A 16,767-nucleotide genomic window follows, 5' to 3' on the forward strand; every position below is an offset into this window, starting at 1 on the left:
GCAGAAGGCCTCATGCCCCCGACGCTCGCCTCGCTCGTCCACCACTCCGCGCTGAAACTGACCGTGCGGGCGGGCGAAGACCGCCTCGACGTGCCGGTCCGCTGGGCGCACGTCAGCGAGCTCGCCGACCCCGTGCCCTACATGGAGGGCGGGGAACTGCTGCTGATCACCGCCCTCAAGCTGGACGCCGAGGACCCGGAGGCCATGCGCCGCTACGTGCGGCGGCTGGTCGCGGCCGGAGTGGTCGGGCTCGGCTTCGCCGTCGGCGTCAACTACGAGGAGATCCCCAAGGCGCTCGTCGACGCGGCCGAGGAGGAGGGCCTGCCGCTGCTGGAGGTGCCGCGCCGGACCCCGTTCCTCGCCATCAGCAAGGCCGTCTCCGCCGCGATCGCCGCCGACCAGTACCGGGCCGTCACGGCCGGGTTCGCCGCCCAGCGCGAGCTGACCCGGCAGGCCCAGACCGGCGGTCCGGAAGGGCTGCTGGCCGCGCTCGCCTCGCAGGTCGACGGCTGGGCGGCGCTGTACGACGCCTCGGGCGCCGTCGTCGCCGCGGCACCGGAGTGGGCCGGGCGGCGGGCCGCGCGGCTCACCGGCGACGTCCAGCGGCTGCGGGAGCGGCCCGCACCCGCCTCGTCGGTGGTCGGCGGGCCGGACAACGAGGACCGGGTCGAGCTGCACACCATCGGCACCGGCCGGCGCCCCCGGGCGGCCCTCGCCGTCGGGACCGCCGCCGCCCTCGGCACGGCCGAGCGCTACGCCGTCCACTCCGCGATCGCGCTGCTGACCCTGACCACGGAACGCTCCCGGTCCCTCCAGGCGGCCGAGCAGCGCGTCGGCACGGCGGTGCTGCGCATGCTCCTGGCCGGGGAGCCGGACCACGCGCGGGCCGTCGCCGGGGATCTGTACGGCGGGCTGCTGGACGCGCCGTTCCGGATGCTGGTCGCGGAGCGGGTGCCGGTGTCGGCGTCGGCCGCCCTGGCCCGTGCCGAGGCCGGGGCGCCCGCCCGGGCCGCGGACCGGCCCTCGGCCGCCGCGCTCGCCGCGGCCGACACGGGCGGCGACCCCCTCGCGGCGCTGGCCGACGTCATGGAGTCCGCCGCGGCCCGGGCCGGCGAGGCCGTCCTCGTCGTGCCGGAGGGGGAGCGGCTGGTGGTGCTGGCCGCGGACGGCGGTGCCGCGGCGGCGGCCTGCGGGGAGTACGCGGCCGCCCTGGAGACGGCCCGGGCCGGGGCGCGCGAGAAGGCGCCGGGCGGCGAGGAGGGCGAACTGGTCGTGGGCCTGTCGGCGCCCGCCGGGCCGATCGCCGCCTCCGCCGCGTACAAGCAGGCCGAGCAGGCGCTGTCGGTGGCGCGGCGGCGCGGGCGGATCCTCGTCGAGCACGAGCAGATGGCGGCCGGTTCGGTCCTGCCGCTGCTGGCGGACGACGCGGTCCGGGCGTTCGCCGACGGCATGCTGCGGCCGCTGTACGAGCACGACGCCACGGGCCGCGGCGACCTCGTCGCCTCCCTGCGCGCCTGGCTGTCCAAGCACGGCCAGTGGGACGCGGCGGCGGCCGACCTCGGCGTCCACCGCCACACCCTGCGCTACCGCATGCGCCGCGTCGAGGAGATCCTCGGCCGCTCCCTGGACGACCCGGACGCGCGGATGGAGCTCTGGCTGGCCCTGAAGGCGACCAACACCGACTAGCCAAAACGTAGTGCCCCCGGCCGCCACTGCTACACCCCGGACAAGCACCCTTCGGCCACCCCGCGCCTACCGTTGGTCCCGCAGCACAGGATCACCCCCAACGCCGAAGGGCCGGAACACACATGACTTCCACCCACGCCTTCTGGCTCGCCGGCCGCCAGGCCACCGGCGAGGACACCTTCGACGTCACCTCCCCGTGGGACGGGCGGCTCGTCGGCCAGGTCAGCGTGCCGACGGACGCGCAGGTCGAGGAGGCCGTGGCCGCCGCGTACGCCGTGCGGGACGAGTTCGCCGCGACTCCGGCGCACGTGCGCGCCGCCGCCCTCGACCACGTCAGCAAGCGCCTCGCCGAGCGCACCGAGGAGATCGCGCGGCTGATCTCCGCCGAGAACGGCAAGCCCATGAAGTGGGCGCGGGGCGAGGTCGGCCGGGCCGTCTCGGTGTTCCGGTTCGCGGCCGAGGAGGCCCGGCGGTTCAACGGCGGCGAGGCCCAGCGGCTCGACACGGACCTCGGCGGCCAGGGCCGGCTCGCCCTCACCCGCCGCTTCCCGAAGGGCGTCGTGCTCGGCATCGCGCCCTTCAACTTCCCGCTGAACCTCTGCGCCCACAAGGTCGCACCGGCCATCGCCGCCGGCGCCCCGATCATCCTGAAGCCGGCCCCGGCGACCCCGCTGTCCGGCCTGATCATCGGCGACCTGCTCGCCGAGACCGAGCTGCCCGAGGGCTCCTGGAGCATCCTGCCGGTCGCCAACGACAAGATGCCCGCCCTCGTGCAGGACGAGCGCCTGCCCGTCATCTCGTTCACCGGCTCCGAGAAGGTCGGTTACGCGATCATGGACTCGGTGCCGCGCAAGCACTGCACCCTGGAGCTGGGCGGCAACGGCGCGGCCGTCGTCCTCGCCGACTGGGCGAGCGACGAGGACCTGGACCGGGCGGCGAACCGCATCGCCACCTTCTCCAACTACCAGGGCGGCCAGTCCTGCATCTCCGTCCAGCGGGTCATCGCCGACGCCTCGGTGTACGACCGGCTGCTGCCGCGCATCGTCGCCGCCGTCGAGGCCCAGGTCACCGGCGACCCGAGCGACGACGCCACCGACGTCGGCCCGCTGGTCAGCGAGGACGCCGCCAAGCGCGTCGAGGCCTGGGTCCAGGAGGCCGTGGACGCCGGTGCCCGGCTGCTCACCGGCGGCAAGCGCGACGGCGCCTCCTACGCGCCGACCGTCCTGGCCGAGGTCCCGGCCGACGTGACGCTCTCCTGCGAGGAGGTCTTCGGGCCGGTCCTCACCGTGCAGAAGGTGAACGGCGAGGCCGCGGCCTTCGCCGCCGTCAACGACTCCAAGTACGGCCTCCAGGCAGGCGTGTTCACCCACGACCTTCAGACCGCCTTCCGCGCCCACCGCGCCCTGGAGGTCGGCGGCGTCGTCATCGGCGACGTGCCGTCCTACCGCGCCGACCAGATGCCCTACGGCGGCGTCAAGCAGTCCGGCGTGGGCCGCGAGGGCGTGCGGTTCGCGATGGAGGACTACACCTACGAGCGCGTGATGGTCCTGGCCGGAATCACCCTCTAGCTTATGGGAACCATTTTCATATAGGCTCTGCGAAGAGGCCCGGCACCGATGCCTTCCGGTGCCGGGCCCCTTCTCTACGCCGGCCTGCTCCGGACCCTCAACCGGAGAAGCCGACGTGCGCGAGCCGCAGCGGGCCGCGCAGCCTGAGGTGCACGTCGTGGACGCCCGCGGCGGCGACGGACGCGCCGAGGGAGACGTAGTCGTACGGGCCTGATGTCGGTGCGGCCGTCGACAGCACCGCGAGCGCCGGGCCGCCGTCGAGGGACAGCTCGACCGTGCCCTCGCCCGCCACCTCCACCGTCACCCCGGAGATGCCGCGCCCGAAGTCGCAGGCGCCGTAGACCAGTTCGCCGGAAGCCGCGTCCGCCGGCGTCACCGCGTCGCCCGACACCTTCGTCCGGTCCACGATGTCGATGCCGCGCTGCTCGTCGAAGCCGGCCGCGGCCAGACCGTGCGCCAGGACCGGGCGCGGCCCGGCCGGCTCGCCGTCGAGCGTGACGGTCGTCCGCAGCCGGACGTCCTCGCTGGACGCTCCGGCCAGCAGCTCGTAGGCCCCGGGCTCCACGCGCCACCGGTCCTGGGCGACATCCCAGAACGCGAAGGCGGACAGCGGGACGTCGAAGCTCAACTCGGCCGTCGCGCCAGGGGCGAGGGTGACGCGGCGGTGGTCCAGCAGCTCGCGGCGCGGACGCGGCACGGACGGGGCGACGGCCCTCGTGTACAGCTGGGCGACCTCGTCGGCCGTGACCTCACCGGTGTTGGTGACGGAGAAGGCGACACGCACCGCCCCGTCCTCGACGCTGGCCGTCAGGTCGCCGTAGGAGAAGGACGCGTACGACAGGCCGTGTCCGAAGGGGAACAGGGGCGTGCCCTCGAAGTAGAGGTACGTCTGGCGGCTGCCGATCACGTCGTAGTCGAGGAGGCCGGGCAGGTCGGCGTCGTCGGCGTACCAGGTCTGCGGGAGGCGGCCGGCGGGGGAGACGTCGCCGGCCAGCACGCGGGCCAGGGCGGTGCCGGCCGCCTGGCCGCCGTGCGCGGTCCACAGTACGGCGGGGAGATCGGACGGGTCGACGGCGTACGGGTAGGCGGAGACCAGCGCGAGCACGGTGGCCGGGTTCGCCGCCCTTGCCGCCCGCAGCAGCCGCTCCTGCTGCCCGGGCAGGCGCAGGGTCGTGCGGTCCTCGGTCTCGCGGCCGTTGATGTGCGGGTCGTTGCCCGCGACCACCACGACCACGTCGGCCGCCGCGGCGGCACGCGCCACCGCCTCCTCGCCCCGCTCGGTGACGACCAGTTCGAAGACCTCGGGATCTTCGTCGGCAACCTTCAGGCCGTCGGCGGAGACACAGACATGGCGACCCGTCCCCAGATGCTTCAGGAGGTGCCCGTTCCCGTGCGGTTCCAGGCTGAACGTCTCCTGGACGACCCAGCCGCCCGGCTGGTCGGCGGAGGCGCGGACGTAGCCGTCGTCGGCGACCGAGAGGTAGCGGCCGTCGGGCGCGCGCAGGGTGAGGACGCCCTCGCCCCAGTCGGCCAGGGCCAGTTCGGTGCCGGTCGCGTCGGTGGTGAGCGCGGGCAGGTCGGTGCGGCCCGCGAGCAGCGCCGGGTCGAGCGCGCCCTCGGCGCCGCGCACCGCGTCGTCGGCGTCCTCGGCCGCCGGCACGTGCAGGAACGCGCCCGCCGAGGTCCTCAGCCGGACCCGGTCCACGCCCTCGGCGAACTCCACCCGCTCCGCGCCGAACCGCTCGTACAGGCCCTCCAGCGGGGTCGAGCGGTGCAGGAGCGTGCCGCTGTACCAGTCGAGCTTGCACTCGTCGGCGAGCAGCCCGACCACCGCGATCCGGGTGTCGGGGGCGAGCGGCAGCACGCCGTCGTTCTTCAGCAGCACGATCGCCTGCTCGGCGGCCTCCTGCGCGAGGGCGCGGTGCGCCGGGGTGTCGAACTCGCTGGTCGCGTCGTGCGGGTCGTACTCCGGGTCGAACTCGCCGAGCCGGAAGCGGACCGAGAGCTGGCGGCGGACGGCCGTGTCGACGTCGGCCTCCGTCAGCAGGCCGCGCTCCAGGGCGCCGCGCAGGCGCCCGATCATCTGCGCGGAGTCCGTGCCGTGGTCGGTGAAGCTGTCGACCCCTGCGACGAGGGAGGCGGCGGTGGCCTCCTCGTGGGTGTCGTAGTAGTGCTCGGAGTCGACCAGGTTGCTCGGCGCGCCCGCGTCCGAGCAGACCAGCAGATCCTCCTCGGTCCAGGCCCGCAGGTGCTCGCGCAGATACGGGGAGACGTGGTTGGGCCGGCCGTTGACCAGGTTGTACGCCGGCATCACGCCGGCCACCGCGCCCGCCTCGACGGTCTCGCGGAAGGCCCGCAGGTCGTACTCGTGCAGCACGCGCGGGCGCACCGAGCTCGACGTCGTGGCCCGGTCCGTCTCGTTGTTGTGGGCGAGCCAGTGCTTCAGCACGGGCGCGGTGCGCCAGTAGGTGGGGTGGTCGCCGCGCAGGCCGTGCGTGTAGGCGGTGGCGATCGCCGAGGTGAGCTTGGGGTCCTCCGAGTAGCCCTCCTCGTTGCGGCCCCACAGCGGGTGGCGCAGCAGGTTGACGACCGGCGCCCAGACGTTGAGGCCGACGCGCTCGTCCTTGGCGCGCATCGCCCGGACCTCCTTGGACACCGCGTCGCCGACGCGCCGCACCAGCTCCGGGTTCCAGGTGGCGCCGAGGCCGACCGCCTGCGGGAACACCGTCGCCGGGCCCATCCACGCCACGCCGTGCAGGGCCTCCTGGCCGGTGCGGAAGGCGGCGACGCCCAGCCGTTCGACGGCGGGCGCGAACTGGTGCAGGAACGCGGTCTTCTCCTCCAGCGTGAGCCGCGACAGGAGGTCGTCGACGCGGTTCGCGAACGGCAGGCGCGGATCGCGGAACGGCGGCACGGGCGGCGTGGGTGCGGTCACGTGGGATTCCCTTTGCAATGGAGCGGCAAGGCCCTTTCGAAGCGCTTCGATGCTCATTCGACGTGGGGGCGGGTGTCAAGACACCTCGATGCAACAACTCCGACCCATCGGCGCCATTCCAAGCGACATATGCGTCCGGTCGCGATCGCGCACAGCCCGGAGGAATCTTGTAATCGCCCCTTGTGCACCCCTGGGCCTTCACTTAACCTCGCAGCAACATCGAAGCGCTTCGACTGTGAAGTCCGCCACCTGCTGGTGTGCATGCCTCGTCACGCGTCGGAGTATCGCTTCGGCTCAGCCAGTTCCACTCGAGACACCACAGCCGACGGCCCTCCGCCGGGTGTCCTGGTGCGCCATGAAGGGTTGACGCAATGACGCCGAACGCCGCCTCCGCCTCCTCCGGACCGAGCCGGAGAAGTTTCCTCGCCTCCACGGCGGTCGCCACCGCAGCGGTGGCGGGCGGGATGCCGCTGCTCGCCGCGTGCGGGGGGTCGGACAGCGGGTCCAAGGACGGCACCACGTCCGGCAAGAGCGCCAAGAAGCTGCTGCCGGCGTACGTCGCCAGCAACGTGGTGACGCCGGACATCCCGTCCAAGAACGGCTCCGCGATCGGCTTCACGAGCAAGCTGGACCTCGCCGACCTCAAGACCTCGGTCTCGAAGAAGCTCGGCAAGGGCAGCTCCATCAAGATCATGTCGCCGTTCTGGGGGACGCCGCCGAAGGGCGACAACCCCTACTACAAGGCGATGAACGACCTGATCGGCGTCGACATCACCTGGCAGAACCAGGACGGCATCACCTACGACGAGAAGCTCGGCGCGGTCCTCGCCTCCAGCGACGTGCCGGACGTCGTGGTCATCCCCAGCTGGAACATGGGCGGCAAGATACCCAGCGCCATCATCAGCAAGTTCGCCGACCTCGGCCCCTACCTGTCCGGGGACGCGGTCAAGAAGTACCCGAACCTCGCCGCCATCCCCAGCGAGGCCTGGCAGTACTCCATCTTCGGCGGCAAGCTGCGGGGCCTGCCCCAGCCCGCCCCCTCCGTCGTCGGCATCGTGCCCTTCTACCGCAAGGACGTCTTCGACAAGGAGGGCTACGAGCTCCCCAAGTCGCCGGACGAGTTCCTCGCCCTCGCCAAGGAGATCACCCGGCCCAAGGCCAAGGTGTGGGCCTGTGACGACATGAAGTGGACGGCCTTCAACATCTTCGGCGTGCTGTCCGGCAGCGAGAAGCCGCTCGGCTGGAACCAGGTCGACGGCAAGCTGGTCTACCGCGTGGAGACCGAGGAATTCCTCGAGGCCCTGGAGTGGACGCGCAAGCTCTACGCTGCGGGCGTGGTCCACCCGGACGCCAAGGCGGTGAACCAGGGCACCGCGGGCGACCGCTTCACCTCCGGCCAGGTCCTGATGTACAACCAGAACATCTCGGACTGGTGGGGCAAGATGGCCGAACAGGCCGCCCAGAACAGGGACTTCCGCATCTCCGGCATGGACATCTTCGGCGCGGACGGCGGAGACCCCACGCTGTGGGCGGGATCCCCCGCGGGCATCTTCGCCTTCGTCAACAAGAAGGCTTCCAAGGCCGTCATCGAGGACGTCCTGGCCGCCGCCAACGTCACCGCCGCCCCGTACGGCACCAAGGAGTACATGCTCACCAACTACGGGGTGGAGGGCACGCACTACACCGTCAAGGACGGGGTGCCCACCAAGAACGACAAGGGCAACCAGGAGGTCATCAACGCCTACGTGATGCTCGCCAGCCCCGCCCCGACCATCGCGCACCCGGACTTCCCGGACATCGCGAAGGAGCAGGTGGAGTGGCAGCAGCGGATGGGCGCCTTCACCAAGAAGTCCGCCTTCTGGGGCATGCAGATCACCGAACCGGCCCGCTACACCAACCTCTCCAACGACTTCGAGCAGCTGGAGGACGACGTCGTCCGCGGCCGCAAGAAGATCAGTGACATGCAGCAGGCCGTCTCCGACTGGAAGAGGCAGGGCGGCGACAAGCTTCGCGACTGGTACCAGAAGCTGCTCGACGACAACGGCTCCGCGCAGTAACCCGGGCCCGAGGCAAGGAGACGGCCGTGTCCAACAGCACGGTGCCTCGCAGCAGGGCCGAGGCGGAGACGAGTGAGACGGCTTCCCGGGCGGCGGACGCTCCAGGGGGGCGGCCGGGGAAGAAGAAGCCCTCCGGCAAGCTGAGCCTCCGGCTGCGGCTGCGCCGCGACCGCACACTGATCCTGATGACCCTGCCGGCCGTCGCGCTGGTCCTGGTCTTCAACTACATACCGATCCTGGGCAACGTCGTCGCCTTCCAGGAGTACGACCCGTACGTCAGCGACAACGGCTTCATCGCGATGCTGGAGAGCCCCTGGGTGGGCTTCGAGCAGTTCCAGCGGGTCTTTGCGGACTCGGCGTTCTGGGACGCCGTGCAGAACACACTCGTGCTGTTCTTCCTCCAGCTGGTGCTGTTCTTCCCGGTCCCCATCCTGCTCGCGCTGCTCATCAACAGCGTGATCAGGCCCCGGATCAGGGCGGTCTCGCAGGCGATCCTCTACCTGCCGCACTTCTTCTCCTGGGTGCTCGTCATCACCGTCTTCCAGCAGATCTTCGGCGGCGCGGGCATCATCGCGCAGACGCTGCGGCAGCGCGGGTACGAGGGCTTCGACCTCATGACCGACCCCGGGATCTTCAAGTTCCTGGTGACGGCCGAGGGCGTCTGGAAGGACGCGGGCTGGGGCATCATCGTCTTCCTCGCGGCGCTCGCCTCGGTGAGCCCCGACCTCTACGAGGCGGCGGCCATGGACGGGGCCGGGCGCTGGCGCCGTATGTGGCACGTCACGCTGCCCGCGCTGCGGCCCGTGATCGCCCTGCTGCTGGTGCTGCGCGTCGGTGACGCGCTCACGGTCGGTTTCGAACAGATCCTGCTGCAACGCGACGCGGTGGGACCAGGGGCGGCGGAGGTCCTCGATACCTACGTCTGGTGGAACGGCGTCCGCAACCAGGACTTCAGCTACGCGGCGGCCGCGGGGCTGATCAAGGGCCTGGTGAGTGTGGCGCTCGTCCTCGCCGCGAACAAGGTGGCCCACTTCATGGGCGAGCAGGGGGTGTACAAGAAGTGACCGCCGTCATCGACAAGGCCGCCATCGAGGAGGCGGCGCGTGAACCCCGCTGGTGGGAGGCGCCGCCGAGGCCCGTCTGGGAGGAGGAGCCCAGCAAGGCCGGGGTCGCGGGCAAGGGCATCGTCCTGGCCGGCGCCTGTCTCGCCGTGCTGTTCCCGCTGTGGATCGTCATCGTCACGAGCCTGTCCTCGAAGAAGACCATCACCGAGGCCGGCGGGCTGGTGATGATCCCGAAGGACATCACCTTCATCGCCTACCAGGAGCTGCTGAGCGGCGGGCAGGTGACCCGGGCGGCGATCGTCAGCGTGGGCGTCACGCTGGCCGGCACGCTCTTCTCGATGGCGGTGTCGGTCCTCGCGGCGTACGGGCTGTCCCGGAGCGGGTCGCTCGGGCATCGCTGGTTCCTGATGACGTTGCTCGCGACGATGTTCTTCGGGGCCGGGCTCATTCCGACGTATCTGCTGGTGCAGTCGCTGGGGCTGACGGACACCTATCTGGCGCTGATCCTGCCGAGCGCGGTCAGTGTCTTCAACATCCTGGTCCTGCGCGCGTTCTTCATGGGGATCTCCCCGGAGCTGATCGACAGCGCGCGGATCGACGGGGCGGGGGACTGGCGGATCCTGTGGCAGATCGTGCTTCCGCTCTCGCGGGCCGTGGTCGCGGTGATCACGTTGTTCTACGCGGTCGGGTACTGGAGCGCGTGGTTCAACGCGTCGATCTACCTCAGCGACCAGGACATGATGCCGTTGCAGAACGTCATGATCCAGCTGGTGCAGAAGCAGGAGGCGCCGGTGGGGGTGAGCCAGGCGATCAAGACAGGGCAGATCTCCGGGCTGGCCATCCAGATGGCCGTGATGGTGATGGCGTTGCTGCCGGTTGCCGTGATCTCGCCGTTCGTCCAGAAGCACTTCAAGAAGGGCATGCTCACCGGGGCCGTCAAGGGGTGATGACCCCTGGATGAGTTCTCCCCGTAGGGCTGTCGGTTGTTTGTCGTGTGCCGCTGCGTCGTGGCTTGTCGCGCAGTTCCCCGCGCCCCTGAGGGCATCCACTTCCTCCCTTTGCATGAACCGAGGTATGTCATGAGCACGTTCCACCTCAGCAGACGCGCCGTGCTGGCCGGGACCGCCGCCACCGCCGCCGTCGCCGCCCTTCCGGTCCTCCAGGGGCACGCCCAGGCCGCCGTCCCCGCCGCAGGGGCCGCCTACCGCTGGCGCAACGCCGTCCAGGGCGGCACCGGCTTCATCACCGGCGTCCTGTTCCACCCCACCGCCCGCGGCCTCGCCTACGCCCGTACCGACATCGGCGGCGCCTACCGCTGGGACGACCGGACCGGCCGGTGGAGCCCGCTGACCGACCACCTCGGCTGGGACGACTGGAACCTGCTCGGGGTGGAGGCCATGGCCGTCGACCCGGCGCACCCGAACCGGGTGTACCTCGCCCTCGGCACGTACGCGCAGTCCTGGGCCGGCAACGGGGCCGTGCTGCGGTCCGAGGACCGCGGGGCCACCTGGAAGCGCACCGACCTGACCGTGAAGCTCGGGGCCAACGAGGACGGGCGCGGGTGCGGCGAGCGGCTGCTCGTCGACCCGCGCGACAGCGACACCCTGTGGCTCGGCACCCGGCACGACGGGCTGCTCAAGTCGACCGACCGGGGCGCCACCTGGCAGGCCGCGAGCTTCCCGGCGACTCCGAGCGCCACCGGCCAGGGCATCACGTTCCTGGTCGCCGCGGGCCGTACCGTCTACGCCGGCTGGGGCGACTCCGACGGCACGGCCGGCAAGCCGAACCTGTACCGCACCTCCGACGGCACCACCTGGGAGGCCGTCCCCGGGCAGCCCACCGGCGCCGCCGCCAAGGTGCCGATCCGCGCCGCGTACGACCGGCACACGTGCGAGCTGTACGTGACGTACGCCAACGCCCCCGGCCCCAACGGCCAGTCCGACGGCAGCGTGCACAAGCTGCGCACCAGCAGCGGGAAGTGGACCGAAGTCACGCCGGTGAAGCCCGGCGGGACGACGAGCGACGGCGGGACCGACGCCTTCGGCTACGGCGGTGTCGCCGTCGACGCCCGCCGCCCGGGCACGCTCGTCGTCTCCACCAACAACCGCTGGGCCGAGATCGACACCGTGTTCCGCTCCACGAACGGCGGCCGCACCTGGACCTCCCTGAAGGACACGGCCGTCTTCGACGTCTCCGAGACGCCCTACCTCAAGTGGGGCGGCGACAAGCCCAAGTTCGGCTGGTGGATCCAGGCCCTCGCCCTCGACCCGTACGACTCCGAGCACGTCGTGTACGGCACGGGCGCGACCCTCTACGGCACCCGCGACCTCAGGAACTGGGCCCCGCAGATCCGCGGCCTGGAGGAGGCGTCCATCCGCCAGCTCGTTTCGCCTCCGACCGGTGAGGCGCACCTGATCAGCGGGTCCGGGGACATCGGTGTGATGTACCACGAGCGGCTCACGGCGTCCCCGTCGCGCGGCATGGCCTCGAATCCGGTGTTCGGCACGTCGACGGGCCTGTCGCTGGCCGCGGCCAAGCCGTCGTACGTGGTCCGCGCGGGCTGGGGCGACAACGGCAACGGGGCCTGGTCGAACGACGGCGGCAAGACGTGGGCCCCGTTCCAGGCTCAGCCGAGCATGGCCAAGAGCGCGCCGGGGCCGATCGCCACCAATGCCGACGGCAGCGTCCTGCTGTGGTCCTTCGGCACGAGCAACCCGGGCTTCCGCTCGGCGGACAACGGCGCCACCTGGTCGGAGGTCGCCTCCTTCCCGAAGGGCGCCGCCCCGGTCGCGGACCCGGTCGACCCGAAGCGCTTCTACGCCTTCGACACCACCACCGGCACCCTGTTCGCCAGTACGGACGGCGGAGAGACCTTCACCGCGCGGGCCACCGGCCTGAGCTCGGGCGACACCGAGTTCCAGCTCGTCGCCGCCCCGGGCCGCTCCGGCGACCTGTGGCTCAGCCTCAAGTGGAACGGGCTGTACCGCTCCACCGACGGCGGCGCGGCCTTCACCAAGGTCGCCAGCTGCTGGGCCTCGTACACCCTCGGCTTCGGCAAGGCCGCCGAGGGCGCCTCCTACCCGGCGGTCTACATGGTCGGCTCCACCGAGAGCATCACGGCCGTGTACCGCTCGGACGACGAGGCGAAGAGCTGGGTGCGCGTCAACGACGACCAGCACCAGTGGGGCTGGATCGGCGCCGCCATCACCGGCGACCCGCGCGTGTACGGCCGGGTCTACATCGCCACCAACGGACGCGGTGTGCAGTACGGGGAGCCCGCCTGATGCCCGACCTGAGCGACGCCACCCGGGGCCGCCTCCTCTACGGCGGCGACTACAACCCGGAGCAGTGGCCCGAGGAGACCTGGCACGAGGACGTCCGGCTGATGAAGGCCGCCGGCGTCAACTCCGTCACGCTCGGCGTCTTCTCCTGGTCGACGCTGGAACCGGAGCCGGGTGCACGGGAGTTCGGCTGGCTGGACACGCTGATGGACCTGATGCACGACAGCGGCATCGGCGTCGTCCTCGCCACCCCGACCTCCGCGCCCCCGCCCTGGATGGGCCGGCTGCACCCCGACACCCTGCCCGTCACCGAGGAGGGCCGCACCGAGTGGTGGGGCGGCCGCCAGCACTTCTCGCACTCCAGCGCCACCTACCGGCGCTACGCCGCCGCCATCACCGAGGACCTGGCCGCCCGCTACGGCGGCCACCCGGCCCTGATGATGTGGCACATCAACAACGAGTACTGCACCTTCGACTACGGCGACGAGGCGGCCGCCGCCTTCCGACGGTGGCTGCGGGAGAAGTACGGCACCCTCGACGCCCTCAACGAGGCCTGGGGCACCGCCTTCTGGAGCCAGGGCTACGACACCTGGGACGGCATCCTGCCGCCCCGCCTGCCGCACTACATGCGCAACCCCACCCAGGTCCTGGACTTCCGGCGCTTCACCTCCGACATGCTCCTGGAGTGCTACACCGCCGAGCGGGACATCGTCCGCCGGCACACCCCGCACCTCCCGGTCACCAGCAACTTCATGCCGTTGTGGTTCGGGCAGGACGCCTGGCGCTGGGCCGAGGAGGAGGACGTCGTCTCCGTCGACCTCTACCCCGACCCGCGCGACCCGCTCGGCGCGCAGAACGGCGCCCTGGTCCAGGACATGACCCGCTCCCAGGCGCGCGGGCCGTGGATGCTCATGGAGCAGGCGGCCGGGCCGGTCAACTGGCGGGGCGTGAACCACCCCAAGCCCCGCGGCCTCAACCGGCTCTGGTCGCTCCAGGCCGTGGCCCGCGGCGCCGACGCCGTCTGCTACTTCCAGTGGCGGCAGTCCCGGCAGGGCGCGGAGAAGTTCCACTCCGGCATGGTCAGCCACGCGGGGGAGGCGGGCCGGACGTACCAGGAGGTCAAGCAGCTCGGCGCCGACCTGGCGCGGATCGCTCCGCAGGTGACCGGCCGGCACCTCACCGCCGACGTCGCCGTCCTGCACGACTGGCACGCCTGGTGGGCCGGCGCCCAGGACGGCCGCCTGTCCAGCCAGGTGGAGTACCCGGACGTGCTGCGCGCCTGGCACCGGGCCCTGTGGCAGGCGCACCTCACCACCGACTTCGCCCACCCCGAGCACGACCTCACGCCGTACTCGGTGGTCGTCGTGCCCCAGCTGTACGCGCTCACCGACGCGGCGACCGAGAACCTCCTCGCCTACGTACGGCAGGGCGGCACCCTGGTCTGCGGTTTCCTGACCGGCGTCGCCGACGAGGACGACCGGGTGCGCCCCGGCGGCATGGACGCCCGGCTGCGGGAGCTGTTCGGCATCCGCACGCTGCACGAGTGGTGGCCGCTGGACGCCGGGGAGACCGCCGCGTGCGAGGGCTTCCGGGGCACCCTGTGGTCCGAGGAGCTGGAGGCGGACGGCACCGCCGAGGAGACCGTCCCGTACAAGGGCGGCGAGCTCGACGGACTGCCCGCCGTCCTGCGCAAGGGCCGGGCCTGGTACGTCTCCACGCTCCCGGAGCCCGAGGCGCTGCGCGACCTGCTGGCCCGGATCGCCGAGGGCGCGGGCGTCCGCCCGGTGCTGGACGGCCTCCCCGAGCAGGTCGAGGCCGTACGCCGGGGCGAGGTGCTGTTCGTGCTCAACCACGGCCGCGAGCCGGTGACCGTCGAGGTGCCCGGCACCCACCACGACCTGCTGACGGACACGGCCGTCACCGACCGGATCACCCTCGGCCGCTACGGGGCGGCGGTGCTCCGGCCATGACCGCCACCGCACCCGTCCACGGCACCTGGGAACCGCGGCCGGCCGCCCGCTGGGAGGACGCCTTCCTGAGCGGCAACGGCCACCACGGCGCCCTTGTGTTCGGTGATCCGAACAGTGAGCGGGTCATCGTCACGCATCACACCCTGGTGCGGCCCAACGGCAGCGACACCCGGCCCCCGCAGCTCGCCGCCGACCTCCCCGCCCTCCAGGACCGCCTCCTGGCGGGCGACCGGGCGGCCGCCGAGAGCTTCACGGACGGCCGCCCGCACCAGTGGGTCCAGCCCTTCCACCCCGCCTTCCAGATCCGGCTGAACCGGGCGTCCGGCGACCTGCGCGACTACCGCCGCGACGTCGACTTCACCACCGGCGTGGTGAGCGCGACCTGCACCGGCTGGACCGGCCGCGTCTTCGTCTCCCGCGCCGACGACGTGATCGTCCAGCACGTCACCGGACCCGGCCTCACCCTCGACATCGACCTGGACCACCGGCTGCCCGGCGCCCCCGCCGGACTCGGCATCGGCCACGGGGCCGTCCTCACCCCCGAGGGCGCCCTGCTCAGCCTGCGCTCCCGCTACCCGGACAGCGACCGGGCCTTCACCGGCGTCACCCAGGTCACCGTCACCGGCGGCACGACGACCCTCGTACCGCCCGGCGTGCGCGTCGAGGGCGCCCGGTCCGTGCTGCTCCTCACCCGGGTGCGCCGGCACACCGGCGAACTCGACGTGGTCGCCGAGGGCCGCGCCCTGCGCGCCCTGCCCCCGGAGTACGACGAACTCCTCGACCGCCATGCCGCCCCGCACCGCACCGCCTACGAGCGCGTCACCCTCGACCTCGCCGCAGACCCCGCCGAACGCGCCCTGCCCGGCTCCGAGTTGCTGACCCGGCCGCGCAGCGCCGCCCTGCTGGAGCGCCTCTTCGCCGCCGGCCGCTACCACCTGCTCTCCGCGAGCGGCCTCTGCCCGCCCCGCCTGACCGGCCTGTGGACCGGCGACTGGAACACCGCCTGGTCGGGGGCGTTCACCAACGACGCCAACCTCAACCTCCAGACCGCCTCGGCCGCTGCCGCCGCCCTCCCCGAGGTCACCGAGGCCCACGCGAACCTGATCCACCGCCAGCTGCCCGACTGGCGCGACAACGCCCGCACAATCTTCGGCACCCGGGGCGCCGTCGCACCCGCCCACACCGACGGCGAGTCCGGCCACGCCTACCACTACAGCCGCGAATACCCCCTGCACCTGTGGACCGCCGGCGCCGACTGGCTGCTCAAACCCCTCGTCGACCACGACGAGACCCACGGCACCCGCGACCCGCGCACCGCCGCGGCCCTCGCCGAAGTCGCCCTCTTCTACGAGGACTTCCTCACCAGGACGGACGAGCACGGCCACCTCGTCGTCGTCCCGTCCTACTCACCCGAGAACCGCCCCGCCAACGCGAGCTGGGGCACGATCAACGCCGCGATGGACCTCTCCGCGGCCCGCCACGCCCTGCGCACGGCCGCCGCCTACCACCCCGGCCCCGACGCCGACCGCTGGCGCGCCCTGGCCGACCGGCTGCCGCCGCACCGGGTCAACGAGGACGGGGCCCTGGCCGAATGGGCCTGGCCGGGCCTTGCGGACTCCTACGACCACCGCCACCTCAGCCACCTCTACGGCGTCTGGCCGCTCGACGAGATCACCCCCTACGACACCCCCGACCTCGCGGCCGCCGCCCACCGCGCCCTCGAACTGCGCGGCGCCGAGAACGACTCCGCGCACGGCCACCTGCACCACGCCCTCATAGCGGCCCGGCTCAGGGACGCCGACCGCGTCGCCCACGCCCTCGGCCAGGTCCTGGACGGCGACTTCTTCCACGCCTCCCTGATGAGCGCGCACTACCCCAAGCGCGACGTCTACAACGCCGACGCGGCGCACACCCTGCCCGCCGTGCTGATCGAGATGCTCGTGCAGTCCACCCCCGACCGGCTGGTGCTGCTCCCCGCGCTCCCGGCGGCGTATCCCAGCGGGGCGCTGCGCGGTGTGCGCACCCGGTTCGGGGCCGAGATCGACCTCACCTGGACGCGGGACCGCGCCACCGCGGTCATCAGGCCGGGCCGCACTCACCGCGTCGAACTCCGGACTTCCTCCGGCGCAGAATCCCTCCACCTGGTCGCCGGAGAAGACCACGTCCTCACCCTGAGGGCGTGGTAGTTCCCCCCACCCCCCCACCC

9 protein-coding genes are annotated in these 16,767 nt (G+C 72.2%); 8 read left to right on the plus strand and 1 reads right to left on the minus strand.

Annotated features, from left to right (window positions below):
* Nucleotides 1-12: 12 nt before the first annotated feature.
* Together IE255_RS29870 and IE255_RS29875 are read left to right on the plus strand one after the other, a co-directional pair.
* The gene (locus IE255_RS29870) at nt 13-1,686 is read left to right on the plus strand and encodes a PucR family transcriptional regulator (protein ID WP_190053495.1); all 1,674 of its coding nucleotides are present in this window, start codon (nt 13-15) and stop codon (nt 1,684-1,686) included.
* A gap of 122 nt (nt 1,687-1,808) precedes the next feature.
* Nucleotides 1,809-3,254 (plus strand): aldehyde dehydrogenase family protein, encoded by a 1,446-nt coding sequence (locus tag IE255_RS29875; RefSeq protein WP_190053496.1) that lies wholly within the window; start codon nt 1,809-1,811, stop codon nt 3,252-3,254.
* Nucleotides 3,255-3,351: 97 nt separating this feature from the next.
* Here IE255_RS29875 and IE255_RS29880 read toward each other — a convergent pair whose 3' ends face one another.
* Nucleotides 3,352-6,189, minus strand: a complete 2,838-nt coding sequence (locus IE255_RS29880) for a glycoside hydrolase family 3 C-terminal domain-containing protein (protein ID WP_190053497.1) — start codon at nt 6,187-6,189, stop codon at nt 3,352-3,354.
* A gap of 371 nt (nt 6,190-6,560) precedes the next feature.
* Between IE255_RS29880 and IE255_RS29885 the strand changes: the two genes are divergently transcribed.
* The 6 genes from IE255_RS29885 (at nt 6,561) to IE255_RS29910 (ending at nt 16,747) form a co-directional block, all read left to right on the plus strand.
* Nucleotides 6,561-8,246 (plus strand): type 2 periplasmic-binding domain-containing protein, encoded by a 1,686-nt coding sequence (locus IE255_RS29885; RefSeq protein WP_190053498.1) that lies wholly within the window; start codon nt 6,561-6,563, stop codon nt 8,244-8,246.
* A 26-nt stretch (nt 8,247-8,272) separates the two neighbouring features.
* The gene (locus IE255_RS29890) at nt 8,273-9,310 is read left to right on the plus strand and encodes an ABC transporter permease (protein ID WP_190053499.1); all 1,038 of its coding nucleotides are present in this window, start codon (nt 8,273-8,275) and stop codon (nt 9,308-9,310) included.
* The gene (locus IE255_RS29895) at nt 9,307-10,257 is read left to right on the plus strand and encodes a carbohydrate ABC transporter permease (RefSeq protein ID WP_190053500.1); all 951 of its coding nucleotides are present in this window, start codon (nt 9,307-9,309) and stop codon (nt 10,255-10,257) included. Before IE255_RS29890 ends, IE255_RS29895 begins: the two co-directional genes overlap by 4 nt.
* A 132-nt stretch (nt 10,258-10,389) precedes the next feature.
* Nucleotides 10,390-12,594, plus strand: coding sequence for a sialidase family protein (locus tag IE255_RS29900; RefSeq protein WP_190053501.1), 2,205 nt, complete (start codon nt 10,390-10,392; stop codon nt 12,592-12,594).
* Nucleotides 12,594-14,561 (plus strand): beta-galactosidase, encoded by a 1,968-nt coding sequence (locus IE255_RS29905; protein ID WP_190053502.1) that lies wholly within the window; start codon nt 12,594-12,596, stop codon nt 14,559-14,561. Before IE255_RS29900 ends, IE255_RS29905 begins: the two co-directional genes overlap by 1 nt.
* Nucleotides 14,558-16,747, plus strand: coding sequence for a glycosyl hydrolase family 95 catalytic domain-containing protein (locus IE255_RS29910; protein WP_190053503.1), 2,190 nt, complete (start codon nt 14,558-14,560; stop codon nt 16,745-16,747). The genes IE255_RS29905 and IE255_RS29910 overlap by 4 nt, the downstream gene beginning before the upstream one ends.
* Nucleotides 16,748-16,767 lie beyond the last annotated feature (20 nt).

Origin of the sequence: Streptomyces lomondensis (genome assembly GCF_014651035.1) — a bacterium.
GTDB lineage: Bacteria > Actinomycetota > Actinomycetes > Streptomycetales > Streptomycetaceae > Streptomyces > Streptomyces lomondensis.

Coding starts and splice junctions, on each gene's coding strand:
- IE255_RS29870 (WP_190053495.1), top strand. CDS start 13: ATGCCCCCGACGCTCGCCTCGCTCGTCCACCACTCCGCGCTGAAACTG.
- IE255_RS29875 (WP_190053496.1), top strand. CDS start 1,809: ATGACTTCCACCCACGCCTTCTGGCTCGCCGGCCGCCAGGCCACCGGC.
- IE255_RS29885 (WP_190053498.1), top strand. CDS start 6,561: ATGACGCCGAACGCCGCCTCCGCCTCCTCCGGACCGAGCCGGAGAAGT.
- IE255_RS29900 (WP_190053501.1), top strand. CDS start 10,390: ATGAGCACGTTCCACCTCAGCAGACGCGCCGTGCTGGCCGGGACCGCC.
- IE255_RS29905 (WP_190053502.1), top strand. CDS start 12,594: ATGCCCGACCTGAGCGACGCCACCCGGGGCCGCCTCCTCTACGGCGGC.
- IE255_RS29910 (WP_190053503.1), top strand. CDS start 14,558: ATGACCGCCACCGCACCCGTCCACGGCACCTGGGAACCGCGGCCGGCC.